This window comes from Alcanivorax sp. REN37 (assembly GCF_041102775.1).
In the GTDB taxonomy this organism is placed as follows: Bacteria; Pseudomonadota; Gammaproteobacteria; order Pseudomonadales; family Alcanivoracaceae; genus Isoalcanivorax; species Isoalcanivorax beigongshangi.
This window is the reverse complement of record NZ_JBGCUO010000001.1, coordinates 249,705-261,794: the sequence shown is the minus strand read 5'-3', so window position 1 is coordinate 261,794 and position 12,090 is coordinate 249,705. Positions and strand designations below refer to the sequence as shown.

The window sequence follows — 12,090 nt, the reverse complement described above, 5'->3', positions numbered from 1 at the left end:
TACAGTACGGGGGTCTCGGGCAGGTTACCGGATCAAGCGGCAACCCGGACAGCGTGTTACTTCACTGCTTTACGTGCTTTGAAGTCGGCCAGTACTTTGGCGCGCTCCTGATCGTTCATCGGGATCAAGCCTGCTTCTTCCAGCGGGCTGCCGAAACCGGACACCGCGTCGCTGAGGAAGTATTCCACATACTGCTCGACACCCGGAACCACGCCGATGTGCTCACCCTTAACGTAGAAGTACAGCGGGCGGGACACCGGGTACTGACCGGAGCCGATGGTTTCCAGGGACGGCGTCACACCGTTCATGGTGGCCACTTGCAGGCGGTCACGGTTCTGCTCGTAGAAGCTCAGACCGAATACGCCGACGGCATCGGACTGGGCCTGCAGACGAGCCAGGGTTTCGGTGTAGTCACCGGCGATTTCGATCACGCGGCCGTCCTGGCGCATGCCCAGGCAAGCTTTGCCCTGCGCATCTTTGTCCATCGCTTTGAAGGTGTCGAAGCTGGTGCAGCCGTCGAGGATCACTTTTTCCTCGAACACTTCACGGGTGCCGTGGTTGGAGGCCGGGATCACCAGGATGATTTCCTGGTTCGGCAGGCTGCTGTCGATCTGGTTCCAACGGGTGTACGGGTTGGCGACCAGCTTGCCGTCCTTCTCTACCTTGGCAGCGGCAGCGGCGAATACGTGGCGCGGCTCCAGCTTGAAGGCGCCCTTGTCAGCGCGGGAGGCAAACACGATGCCGTCGTAGCCCACCTGGATTTCCAGGATCTGCTTCACGCCGGCCTTGTTGCAGCTTTCCACTTCGCCGGACTTGATCGGGCGGGACGCGTTGGCGATGTCGATGGTGTTGGCACCCACACCTTGGCAGAACTGGCGCAGGCCGCCGGAGGAACCACCGGAGCCGACCACCGGGGTCTTGAACTGGGCGAACGCGTTGCCGAACTCTTCGGCGACGATGCTGGCGAACGGCAGTACGGTGGAGGAACCGGCGATCTGGATGGTGTCACGGGCCATGGCCGGAGCCGCCACGGCAGTCAGGCTCACGGCCGCGAGGGCCACTCCAAGACGGGTATTCAAACGCATGGTGTTCGTCCTCATTTGTGCAATCGGTGTGTCAGGGCATCTTTCCGTGTATCCGGCGGCGCGCTCGGCGCCGATTCCCCGTTGGGCCCTGTGCCCAGGGTGAGCAGATTGTCGGCAGCCACTGTGTCAACGGTGTGACAAATCCGTGGCGATCCTGGGACAGCCCTCTCCCACACGCGGCCGACTTTAAGACCACTTTGTGACACTGATGTGACAGAAGGCGCAATAAACGGTGACAACCCGGTGACAGCCGCCATACCTGATACGGCCAAGGTTGCAGTGACAGCGGTTTGCTTTCACGCCACCATTGAGTCTGCGCGCGCCAGCGTTACACTGGCGGCTTGGGCGCACGCCCCCACCCGCTTTGCACGATGAGCATAACAATGACTGACGATCACGAAGAGCCGACGCCGGAAGGCGAACTGGCACTGCAGACCATCGCCATGCCCGCCGACGCCAACTGGAATGGCGACATCTTCGGTGGCTGGCTGGTATCCCAAATGGACCTCGCCGGCGCCATTTGCGCCCGCAAGACCGCCCCTGGCCGGGTTGCCACGGTGGCGATCGACACCATGGCGTTCCTGCGCCCGGTGCCGGTCGGTGCGGTGGTGTCCTGCTACACCGAATTGCTGGATGTGGGCCGCAGCTCCATGAACATCCGCGTGGAAGTGTGGATCCGCAGCAAAGGTGAGACGGCCAAGGTCACCGAGGGCATCTTCACGTTCGTGGCGATCGACGAATACGGCCGCACCCGCGCCGTCCGCCAAGCAGTCTGATCTCCGCCATGCCACGTTGGTTGCTGTGGTCCTGGGTACTGCTGGCCAGCGTGGCAGGGGCCGACGACGGCCCGCCGCGCCAGGAAGTACGCTATCCCGCCATGGAGTCCGCGCAGGACCAACGTGACAGCTATCCACTGGCGCTGCTGCAATTGGCGTTGGACAAAAGCAGCGATGAATTCGGCGACTACGAGCTGACCCCGGCGCCTGACCACGCCACCGCCACCCGCGCGTTGATGGAGCTGCGCCCCGGCGGCAGCCTCGATGTGCTGTGGACCATGACCACCGCCGAACGTGAAGCCATGGCACGGCCGATCCGCATCCCGATCCATAAAGGACTGCTCGGCTATCGGCTGCTGGTGGTACGCAGCGAAGACGCACCTTGGTTCGCGGCCGCCAACGACCTCACACCACTGCGCACCGTGCTGGCCGGCCTCGGCCATGACTGGCCGGACCGGGAAATCTTCGACGCCAACCAACTGCCAGCGCTGCCGGTGGGTAATTACGAAGCGCTGTTCTATATGCTGCAGCAGGGTCGCTTCGACTACCTGTCGCGCGGCATGCTGGAAGCTTGGGCGGAACTCGACCATCGTCGCGAGCTGGACCTGAAAGTGGCAGACCGGCTGCTGCTGTACTTCCGCGTCGCCAACTACTTCTTTGTCGATCCCAGCGACGAACGGCTGGCGCAGCGGATCGAACTCGGGCTGGAGCAGGCATTGGCCGACGGCAGCTTCGACGAGCTGTTCTACAACTACCCCGAACACCAGCAAGCGTTCGCCCTTACGCGCGCTGCCGAGCGCCAACTGCTGCAGCTGGACAATCCGCTGCTGCCGACCATGCCGGTGGAACGGCCGGAGCTGTGGTACTACCCCGAGCGCCAACCGCTGCCCGCACCCTGACAGTCCGAGTGCACTTTTTCCGCACCCTGATAGACTGGCTGTTCGTCCCAACCAAGGCCTTCCCGTCGTTCTGATGACCCATACTTTCGCTGCCGATTCCGTCGGGCTGGTGCGGCCCGAACAGATGCATTTTGACGAGCCGCTGGAACTCGAATGTCGCCGTGTGCTGCCGCAGTACACGCTGATGTACGAGACCTATGGCACGCTCAACGCAGACGCCAGCAACGCGGTGCTGATCTGCCATGCCTTGTCCGGCCATCATCATGCGGCTGGCTTCCACGACGCCGCCGAAAAACGGCCGGGCTGGTGGGACAGCTGTATCGGTCCGGGCAAGCCGATCGATACCCGTCGTTTCTTCGTGGTGGCGCTGAACAACCTCGGCGGCTGCCACGGTTCTACCGGCCCCACCAGCATCGACCCGGATACCGGCAAGCCTTGGGGTCCGGATTTCCCGATGGTGACGGTGAAAGACTGGGTGCGCAGCCAGGCGCGCCTGGCCGACCGGCTCGGCATCCAGAAATGGGCCGCCGTGATCGGCGGCAGCATGGGCGGCATGCAAGCGCTGCAATGGTCGATCGATTACCCCGACCGACTCGCCCATGCGCTGGTGATCGCGGCGGCACCGAAACTATCGGCACAGAACATCGCCTTCAACGAGGTGGCACGGCAGTCGATCCTCACTGATCCCAACTTCCACGGCGGCCGCTACACCGAGCAGGGCACCTACCCACGCCAGGGCCTGATTCTGGCGCGCATGGTCGGCCACATCACTTATCTGAGCGACGACGCCATGCGAGTGAAGTTCGGCCGTGACCTGCAAAGCGGCCACTTCCACTACGGCTTCGACGTTGAGTTTCAGGTGGAAAGCTATCTGCGCCACCAGGGTGAGCGTTTCTCCACCGCATTCGATGCCAACACCTACCTGCTGATGACCAAGGCGCTGGATTATTTCGATCCGGCGCGGGAGTTCGACAACGCACTGGAACAAGCGCTGGAGCGTGCCCGCTGCGGTTTCCTGGTGGTGTCCTTCACGTCCGATTGGCGCTTTGCCCCGGACCGCTCGCGCGAAATCGTCAACGCGCTGGTGGCGGCCGGTCGTGATGTCAGCTACGCCGAGGTGGAAACAGATAAAGGGCACGACGCCTTCCTGCTCAAGATCCCGGAATATTTTCGGGTGTTGAGCGCCTACTTGGGCCGCGTGGCCGACCAGCTGGAGGAGTGCTGAGATGGTACGTCCTGATCTGGCCCTGCTGGCCGAATGGATCCCGCAAGGCGCCCGGGTGCTCGATCTCGGCTGCGGTGACGGCAGCCTGCTGGCGTATTTGAAGGAAGCCCGCGGCATCCAGGGTTACGGTTTGGAAATCGACCCGGACAACATCGCCCGCTGCCTCGACAACGGCGTCAACGTGATCGAGCAAGATCTGGACCAAGGGCTGGGTAATTTTGCCGATCAGCGTTTCGATTACGTGGTCATGACCCAGGCCATCCAAGCCCTGGAGCGCCCAGACGGACTGCTGGCGGAGATGCTGCGGGTCGGTCGCGAAGCGATCGTCACCTTCCCCAACTTTGGTTACTGGCGGGTGCGCCAGTACCTGCTGGCGCGCGGTCGCATGCCGGTATCGCGGCGGTTGCCGTACCAATGGTACGACACCCCCAACATCCACCTGTGCACGGTGCGCGACTTCGAGGCGCTGTGCCATGAGCACGGCCACCGCATTCAGGAACGCAAAGTCTTGAACCACGACCTGCAACAAACCTGGCCCTCACAAGTGTGGCCGAACCTGTTCGGCGAGTTGGCGCTTTACCGCCTCTCCCACTGACACCCGGGAACCCGCGATGAAAATGGTGCTTGCCTCCGGCAACCAAAAGAAACTGGTGGAACTGGAAGCGCTGCTGGCGCCGCTCGGCTTCGAGCTGGTGACGCAGAGCGAATTGGGGGTGCCGGAAGCCGAAGAAACCGGCCTCACCTTCGTCGAGAACGCCCTGATCAAGGCGCGCAACGCCGCCGCCCACACCGGACTGCCGGCCATCAGCGACGATTCAGGACTGGAAGTGGACGCGCTGCAGGGCGCGCCAGGTATCTACTCGGCCCGCTTTTCTGGGGTTGGCGCCACCGATGCACGCAACAATGCGCTGCTGGTGGAGCAGTTGCAGGCCTTGCCCGGCGTCCCACTTACCGCCCGCTATCACGCCGTGATTGCCGTCATGCGTCACGCCAACGATCCGGTGCCGCTGATTGCCCATGGTGCCTGGGAAGGCGAGATTCTGCTGACGCCGCAAGGTGACGGGGGCTTCGGTTATGACCCCCACTTCTTCGACCCGCTGCGCCACTGCACTGCGGCGCAGATGCCGGCAGAGGAAAAGAATCGCATCAGCCATCGTGCACTGGCCCTCGACAGCCTGCTGCAGCAGCTGAAAAACCTGCGCGAAAAAATCTAAACAACTGTTAAACCTTCATTTTTTTCGTGCTGGCTCTCTCTTGCCGGTGGGACGGTTCCGTTAGTCTCTCTCGGGTTACCACGGTCCCCGTGGGATCCGTCCCCAGATAAGGAGAGTCTCCAATGAAAAAATTGTCCATGGCTGGCCTGGCTTTGATCGGTGCGTTTGCGCTGTCCGCATGTGAAGAAGGCCCGGCAGAAAAGGCTGGCAAGCAAATCGACGAAACCGGCGAGCGTATCCAGGAAAGCGTGGATCGTGCCACTGGCCAGGAAACCACCATGGAGCGTGCGCAGCGCCGTACTGAAGACGCGCTGGAATCCGCCCGCGACAACGTTTCCGAGGCTTACGACCACGCCAAGGAAGAAGTAAAGGAAGGCTGGGAACACACCCGTGATGCCACTTCCGAGACCTACGACCGCGCCAAGGAATCGGTGCAGGAAGGCTACCAAGACGCCAAGGACAGCGTGAACAACGCGCTGGACCGCAACAGCAACAAGTGAGCATCCCCCGGGGCGGCCTGACCGCCGCCCCGTCTGCTACACTCGCGCCTCCCCCCACCTGCGCGAGCCGTCATGACCCTGAGCCTGCCACCACTGAGCCTGTACGTACATTTGCCGTGGTGCGTGCGCAAGTGTCCTTATTGCGACTTTAATTCCCACACCCGTGACGGCGCCCTGCCGGAGCAGGATTACCTGCGCGCACTGCTACACGACCTCGACGGTGAACTGGCCGACGCCGCTGGCCGGCCACTGCAGTCGGTGTTTTTCGGTGGTGGCACCCCCAGCCTGCTGCCTGCTGGCTTCTACCACGCCTTCATGGACGCGCTGGCCGCCAAGGCAACGCTGGCCGACGATCTTGAGGTCACCTTAGAGGCCAATCCGGGCACCGTGGAGCAGGACCGTTTCGACGGCTACCGCCGCGCCGGCATCAACCGCTTGTCGATCGGGGTGCAGAGCTTTAACGACCAGCATCTGCGCGCGCTTGGCCGCATCCACGGCGGCAACGAAGCACGGCGCGCCATCGACGCCGCTCGCCGCGCCGGATTCGACCGCATCAACACCGACCTGATGCACGCGCTGCCCGAGCAAAGTGCCGAGCAGGCGGTGCAAGACCTGCGCACTGCGCTGGAGTGCGGCGCCAGCCACCTCAGCTGGTACGAGCTGACGGTGGAGCCGAACACGCTGTTCTGGCGCGCGCCGCCGCCGCAACCGGAAGACGATCAGCGCGCCGACATCGAAGACGCTGGCTTTGCGCTATTGGCCGAGGCCGGTTTCCAACGCTATGAGGTGTCCGCCTTCGCCCTGGCTGGCGAGGCCTGCCGCCATAATCTCAATTACTGGCAGTTCGGCGACTACTTGGCGATCGGTGCCGGCGCCCACGGCAAACTGAGTGAGCCGGCCAGCGACCGCATCCTGCGTTACCGCAAGACCCGCTTGCCGGCGCATTACCTCGCTGACGATGGCCAGTGCCGCCGCGATGTAGCCCAGATTGCCGCCGCCGAGCGGCCATTCGAGTTCATGCTTAATGCACTGCGCCTTTGCGAAGGCGTGCCGGCAGCGCTGTTCCCGGCGCGCACCGGTCTGCCGCTGGCGGTACTGGACGGTGTTATGGCGCCACTCGTGCAGCGCGGCCTGATGCATCCCGTCAGTAGCCAGCGATTGGCTTGCACGCCGCTGGGGCTGCGCTTCCTCAATCAAGTTCTCGACGCCTTCCAAGACATCGGCCTCTGATCGGTGCGTAAATGGCCCGAAACGGGCCGTTCACACTATTGCGGCAATTTTGAACCATCTTCATACTTCGGCATTCGCGCTGTATAGCCACCCCTATTTGAAGGATGTACCCACCATGGAGACGCGCTCACGCCGCGCCCGCAATTTTGCTGCCCGCGAAACACTGTTTCTGCGCGCTGCCGAAAAACAAATTTGCGACGCCGGCCTGCTGTCGCTGCAGATGGCCAAGGTGGCCAAGGATTGCCAGTACGCCACCGGCACCCTCTACCAGCATTTCAAATCCAAAGAAGACTTGCTGCTGGCGCTGTGCGCCGACCAAACCCTGCAACGGGCGGAACTGTTCCACCGGGTGGAGAGCTGGCAGGCGCCGTCACGGCTGCGCATGATGGCGCTGACCATGGCCGATGCCCTGCTGATCCAGCATCACCCAGACCATTTCCGGCTGGCCCAATACTGCTTCACTGAAGTGGTCTGGGGCGCCGCCTCGCAGGAGCGCCGCGACGCGCTTCTAGAGGTGCACCGACCGATGGCAGAGCTGGTGTCCGGCGTGGTGCAGCAAGGCCGTGACGACGGCGACCTCGGCCAGGTGCCGCTGCCCAACCTGCACGTCGGCCTTGGCCAGCTGGCCCTGCACGTCGGCTTTAGCAACTTGGTTCATGCCCACGGCACCACCGAATACTTCCAGATCCCGAACCCCGAACGGCTGTGTCTGCAGCACGCCGCTTTGCACCTGAACGCGCTCGGCTGGCAACCGCTGCTGGATGCGTTTGACCTGACTGCTCTGCAGGCGCAGTTGGACCACATCTGCACCACCTTGTTTGGCGACCTGTGTCCTGACCAGGACGGTCAATCCGACGCAATCGAGAAAGAGGATCAGTCCCGATGAATTTACGTCTAATCATGCTTCTCGGCGCCGTACTGCTGGTGTTCGTGGCGGTGTTCGGCTTGCAGAAGCTGCAGAGCGAAGGCCTCAACGACTTCCTCGATAACATGCCGATCCCGGCAGTATCAGTGAGTGTCGCTGAAGTCGAGCCGATGAACTGGGCCAACTACTTGGCCGCGGTGGGCTCCGCCCGCGCGGTCAACGGCACTCAACTGACCACCCAGTCCGCCGGCTTGGTCACCGAAATCCGCTTCAACTCCGGCGATCAGGTGAAGAAAGGCCAGATCCTGCTGCTGCTGGATGACGACACCGATCGCAGTGAGTTGCAGGCGCTGGTGGCGGCGGCCGAACTGGCCCGTGCTGATCACGAGCGTATCAGCCGCCTGTTCGACCAGGGCAGCGTGTCCAAGGCTGATCTCGATCGCGCCAAAGCGCAGGCCGACCAGACCCGTGGCCAACTCGCCAGCCAACAATCCCGTGTGTCGCTGAAAACTGTGCGTGCGCCGTTTGATGGCACCCTCGGCATCCGCTTAGTGAACGTCGGCGAGTACCTGGCACCCGGTACCGCGGTGGTCAGCGTACAGCAACTGGATCCGATCTATGTGGACTTCAACCTGCCCGAGCAACAGCTGTCACAGGTGCATCTGGGTCAGACCATCGAGGCCGGTTTTGACGCCTGGCCGGACCAGCAGTTTGAAGGCACCGTCACGGCCATCGAGCCAGCGATCGACCGCGGTACCCGCAACTTCCGCGTGCAGGCCACGCTGCGCAACGGTGACCAGCGCATCCGTCCGGGCATGTTCTCCCGCGTGGCGCTCGACCTGGGCAGCGCCGACGACGTGCTGGCGGTGCCGCAGACCGCCATCAGCTACAACCCCTACGGCAACGCCGTATTCGTGGTCGTGGAAAAGGAAGAAGGCGAAGGGTTGATCGTCAAGCGCCGCTTTGTCCGCACCGGCCGCACCGTGGGCGACTTCGTGGCGGTGGTGGAAGGGCTGAGCGCCGGCGAGCGTGTGGCCACCTCCGGCCTGCTGCGGCTGTCCAATGACAGCGCAGTGGAGATTTCCGACGAGCTGCCTCTGGAGCCGAGTCTGGCGCCGACGCCGAACAACTCCTGAGCAAAGGAAGCTGATCATGTCTTTTACTGACATTTTCATCCGCAAGCCGGTACTGGCTTGGGTGGTGAGCCTGTTCATCTTCCTGCTCGGCGTGCGCGCCGTGTCGGAGTTGAACGTGCGCGAGTATCCGGAGTTGCAGAACTCCAAGATCACCGTCACCACCATGTATGTCGGCGCCGACGCCGATTTGATCCAAGGCTTCATTACCACCCCGCTGGAGCGGGAAGTGGCCACCGCCGAAGGTATCGACTACCTGATCTCCACCAGTAGTGGTGGCGTATCGGTGATCGAGGCGTACCTGCGCCTGGATGCTGAGCCCAATGCGGTGCTGACCCAAGTCGCCGCCAAGGTGAACAAACTGCGCAGCACGCTGCCCTCCGAGGCAGAAGACCCGGTGGTGGACCTGGAGCAGGGTGACACCACCGCTGCCATGTATATGGCGTTCTACAGTGACATCCTCGACAACAACCAGACCACCGACTACCTGACGCGGGTAGTGGAGCCACGCCTGTCCACCGTGGCCGGTGTGCAGCGCGCTGAAATTCTCGGTGGCCGGACCTTCGCCATGCGCATCTGGTTGCAGCCAGAACGCATGACTGCGCTGGGCATCACCGCCAGCGATGTCTATGGCGCACTGCAAGCCAACAACGTGTTGTCAGCGGTGGGTTCCACTAAAGGCCGCTACGTCAGCATCGACCTGAAGGCACAGACCGACCTGCAGGACGTGGAAGACTTCGAGCAGCTGATCGTGCGCGAGGATGATGGCGCCATCATCCGTCTGCGCGATGTGGCGGAAGTGGAACTGGGTGCGGAAAGCTATACCACCTCGGTGACCTTCGGCCGCGACGCCGCCACCTTCATCGGCATCCAGGTCTCCCCGGACGCCAACGCGCTGGATGTGATCGCCAGCGTGCGCAATGTGTGGGACAACGAGATTCTGCCGCAGCTGCCAGAAGGCCTGTCGGCGGACATCCCTTACGACTCCACTGAATACATCCAGAGCTCCATCAACGAGGTGATCAAAACCATCGTTGAGGCGCTGCTGATCGTGGTGGTGGTGATCTTCCTGTTCCTCGGCTCGCTGCGGGCGGTGCTGGTACCGGTGATCGCGCTGCCGATCTCCATGGTCGGTGCGCTGTTCATCATGTTGCTGGCTGGCTTCTCCATCAACCTGCTGACGCTGCTGGCAATGGTGCTGGCGATCGGCATCGTGGTGGATGACGCCATCATCGTGTTGGAAAACATCCACCGCCACATTGAAAACGGCATGAAGCCACTGGACGCGGCGCTCAAGGGCGCACGCGAACTGGCGTGGCCGGTGGTAGCGATGACCACCACGCTGATCGCGGTCTACCTGCCAATCGGTTTCATGGGCGGCCTCACCGGCACGCTGTTCATCGAGTTCGCCTTCACCCTGGCCGGCTCGGTTTTGCTGTCCGGCGTGGTCGCTCTGACGCTGTCGCCGATGCTGTGCGCGCGCTTGATCAAGCCGCATGACCCGCACGCCAAGCCGGGCTTTGCCGACAAGCTCGATGCGTTCTTCCAGCGCGTCCAACGTGGTTACAAAAGCAGCCTTACCGGTGTGCTCGGTGCCAAAGGCGGCGTGTTGGTGTTCGGTGCCGTGGCGCTGATCTCCACCTATTTCCTGTTCCTCAACACCCCCGAGGAGCTGGCGCCGGTGGAAGACCAAGGCTTCGTGCTGACCATCGCCAACGCTGACCCCTACACCACCATGGAGTACTTCGAGGCCAATACCGATCTGCTGCGGGAGAAGCTGGAAAGCATCACCGAGATCGACAAGGTGTTTATGGTCAACGGCCTGTCCGGCGCCGGCTCCGGCACTACCACCGATGGCTTCATTGGTTCAGTGCTGCACACCTGGGCCGATCGTGATCGCTCCACTCGCGCGGTACTGGAGCGCACAGTGCAGCCGATGTTGCCGAGCATCCCCGGCTTGGAGCTGGTGTCACTGCTGCCGCCGCCGCTGCCGTCCGGCGGCTCCGGTTACCCGGTGGAAATGGTGGTGGGCACCACGCAGTCAGTGGAAGCCGCTGCGGCGCTGGTGGAGGACATCATCGGCAAGGCCTATCAGAGCCGGAAGTTCATCTTCCTGACCACCGATTTGAAGATCAACAAGCCGCGTGCTGAGCTGCTGGTAGACCGCGAGAAGGCGGCGGCATTGGGCATCAATATGCAGGCGTTGAGCCAGGATCTGAGCGCTATGCTGGCTGGTGGTTATTCCAACCGCTTCTCGCTGGAAAACCGTTCCTACAAGGTGATTCCGCAAGTACAGCGCGGCGACCGGCTGAACCCGGAAGACTTGCTCAACTATTACACCCGCACGCGCAGCGGCGAGCTGGTGCCGATCTCCACCTTCGTCACCCTCAGTGACTCGGTGCAGCCGCAAATGCTGAAGCGCTTCCAGCAGCTCAACGCCATCACCATCATGGCGGTACCGCGCCCCGGCGTGGTCATGGGCGACGCCCTGAAAGTGCTGGAAGACGCGGCCGCGGAAGTGCTGCCGACCACCGGCTACCAGCTCGACTACTCCGGCCAGACGCGCCAGTTCAAGCAAGAAGGCGCGCAGCTGATGATGGCGTTCCTGTTCGCCATCATCATCATCTACTTGGTGCTGTCGGCGCAGTTCGAGTCCTGGCGCGACCCGCTGATCATGCTGGTGTCAGTGCCGATGTCGATTTGCGGGGCGCTGCTGTGCATGGCGATCCTCAACATCGTTTCCAACTTCGCCATGATCGGTGGCCTGATGTGGCCCACCGCCACCATGAACATCTACACCCAGGTGGGTCTGGTGACGCTGATTGGCGTGATCTCCAAGCACGGCATCCTGATCGTGGAGTTCGCCAACAAGTTGCAAGAGCAGGGTTTGTCCCGCTACGCCGCTATTGTCGAAGCGACCTCCATCCGCCTGCGCCCAGTGCTGATGACCACCTTTGCACTGGTATTTGCCATGCTGCCGATGTTGATCGCGTCCGGCCCGGGCTCCGGCTCGCGCTTTGCGATGGGCTTTGTCATCGCCAGCGGCATGACACTGGGCACCCTGTTCACGCTGTATGTGGTGCCGACGGTGTATATCTATCTTGGCCGTGACCACGGTCACACCAACACCGATCTGGCCACCATCGACCACTGACGGCTGCCA

The 12,090-nt window shown here is 62.6% G+C and carries 11 protein-coding genes; 10 read left to right on the top strand and 1 reads right to left on the bottom strand.

Going from position 1 to position 12,090, the window contains the following annotated elements; genetic code table 11:
• Nucleotides 1–56: 56 nt before the first annotated feature.
• Nucleotides 57–1,046, bottom strand: a complete 990-nt coding sequence (locus tag AB5I84_RS01140; RefSeq protein ID WP_369453993.1) for a substrate-binding domain-containing protein — start codon at nucleotides 1,044–1,046, stop codon at nucleotides 57–59.
• Between the two features lie 422 nt (nucleotides 1,047–1,468).
• Here AB5I84_RS01140 and AB5I84_RS01135 point away from each other — a divergent pair, with 422 nt between their 5' ends.
• The 10 genes from AB5I84_RS01135 to AB5I84_RS01090 all read left to right on the top strand — a co-directional run bounded on the left by AB5I84_RS01135 (nucleotide 1,469) and on the right by AB5I84_RS01090 (nucleotide 12,081).
• Nucleotides 1,469–1,861 carry an acyl-CoA thioesterase gene (locus AB5I84_RS01135; protein ID WP_369453992.1) on the top strand — a complete coding sequence of 131 codons (393 nt, stop codon included), beginning with the start codon at nucleotides 1,469–1,471 and terminating at the stop codon, nucleotides 1,859–1,861.
• Between the two features lie 8 nt (nucleotides 1,862–1,869).
• Nucleotides 1,870–2,760: a transporter substrate-binding domain-containing protein gene (locus AB5I84_RS01130; RefSeq protein WP_369453991.1), complete on the top strand. Its 891-nt coding sequence runs from the start codon at nucleotides 1,870–1,872 to the stop codon at nucleotides 2,758–2,760.
• Between the two features lie 73 nt (nucleotides 2,761–2,833).
• Nucleotides 2,834–3,985: a homoserine O-succinyltransferase MetX gene (gene metX / locus AB5I84_RS01125; protein ID WP_369453990.1), complete on the top strand. Its 1,152-nt coding sequence runs from the start codon at nucleotides 2,834–2,836 to the stop codon at nucleotides 3,983–3,985.
• A 1-nt stretch (nucleotide 3,986) separates the two neighbouring features.
• Nucleotides 3,987–4,580, top strand: a complete 594-nt coding sequence (gene metW, locus AB5I84_RS01120) for a methionine biosynthesis protein MetW (RefSeq protein ID WP_369453989.1) — start codon at nucleotides 3,987–3,989, stop codon at nucleotides 4,578–4,580.
• 16 nt (nucleotides 4,581–4,596) lie between these two features.
• Nucleotides 4,597–5,199: an RdgB/HAM1 family non-canonical purine NTP pyrophosphatase gene (gene rdgB, locus AB5I84_RS01115; RefSeq protein WP_369453988.1), complete on the top strand. Its 603-nt coding sequence runs from the start codon at nucleotides 4,597–4,599 to the stop codon at nucleotides 5,197–5,199.
• 122 nt (nucleotides 5,200–5,321) lie between these two features.
• Nucleotides 5,322–5,699, top strand: a complete 378-nt coding sequence (locus AB5I84_RS01110) for a hypothetical protein (protein ID WP_369453987.1) — start codon at nucleotides 5,322–5,324, stop codon at nucleotides 5,697–5,699.
• Nucleotides 5,700–5,771: 72 nt separating this feature from the next.
• Nucleotides 5,772–6,929: a radical SAM family heme chaperone HemW gene (hemW, locus tag AB5I84_RS01105; RefSeq protein ID WP_369453986.1), complete on the top strand. Its 1,158-nt coding sequence runs from the start codon at nucleotides 5,772–5,774 to the stop codon at nucleotides 6,927–6,929.
• Nucleotides 6,930–7,044: 115 nt separating this feature from the next.
• On the top strand, nucleotides 7,045–7,815 hold the full coding sequence (locus AB5I84_RS01100; protein ID WP_369453985.1) for a TetR/AcrR family transcriptional regulator: 771 nt from the start codon (nucleotides 7,045–7,047) through the stop codon (nucleotides 7,813–7,815).
• Entirely contained in the window at nucleotides 7,812–8,930 is a 1,119-nt protein-coding gene (locus AB5I84_RS01095) for an efflux RND transporter periplasmic adaptor subunit (protein ID WP_369453984.1), read from the top strand. The genes AB5I84_RS01100 and AB5I84_RS01095 overlap by 4 nt, the downstream gene beginning before the upstream one ends.
• Nucleotides 8,931–8,946: 16 nt before the next feature.
• Nucleotides 8,947–12,081 carry an efflux RND transporter permease subunit gene (locus AB5I84_RS01090; RefSeq protein ID WP_369453983.1) on the top strand — a complete coding sequence of 1,045 codons (3,135 nt, stop codon included), beginning with the start codon at nucleotides 8,947–8,949 and terminating at the stop codon, nucleotides 12,079–12,081.
• Nucleotides 12,082–12,090: the final 9 nt, after the last annotated feature.

Excerpts from the sequence above, each read along its gene's own strand:
- AB5I84_RS01135 (WP_369453992.1), top strand. The coding sequence starts at position 1,469 with ATGACTGACGATCACGAAGAGCCGACGCCGGAAGGCGAACTGGCACTG.
- AB5I84_RS01130 (WP_369453991.1), top strand. The coding sequence starts at position 1,870 with ATGCCACGTTGGTTGCTGTGGTCCTGGGTACTGCTGGCCAGCGTGGCA.
- metX (WP_369453990.1), top strand. The coding sequence starts at position 2,834 with ATGACCCATACTTTCGCTGCCGATTCCGTCGGGCTGGTGCGGCCCGAA.
- metW (WP_369453989.1), top strand. The coding sequence starts at position 3,987 with ATGGTACGTCCTGATCTGGCCCTGCTGGCCGAATGGATCCCGCAAGGC.
- rdgB (WP_369453988.1), top strand. The coding sequence starts at position 4,597 with ATGAAAATGGTGCTTGCCTCCGGCAACCAAAAGAAACTGGTGGAACTG.
- AB5I84_RS01110 (WP_369453987.1), top strand. The coding sequence starts at position 5,322 with ATGAAAAAATTGTCCATGGCTGGCCTGGCTTTGATCGGTGCGTTTGCG.
- hemW (WP_369453986.1), top strand. The coding sequence starts at position 5,772 with ATGACCCTGAGCCTGCCACCACTGAGCCTGTACGTACATTTGCCGTGG.
- AB5I84_RS01100 (WP_369453985.1), top strand. The coding sequence starts at position 7,045 with ATGGAGACGCGCTCACGCCGCGCCCGCAATTTTGCTGCCCGCGAAACA.
- AB5I84_RS01095 (WP_369453984.1), top strand. The coding sequence starts at position 7,812 with ATGAATTTACGTCTAATCATGCTTCTCGGCGCCGTACTGCTGGTGTTC.
- AB5I84_RS01090 (WP_369453983.1), top strand. The coding sequence starts at position 8,947 with ATGTCTTTTACTGACATTTTCATCCGCAAGCCGGTACTGGCTTGGGTG.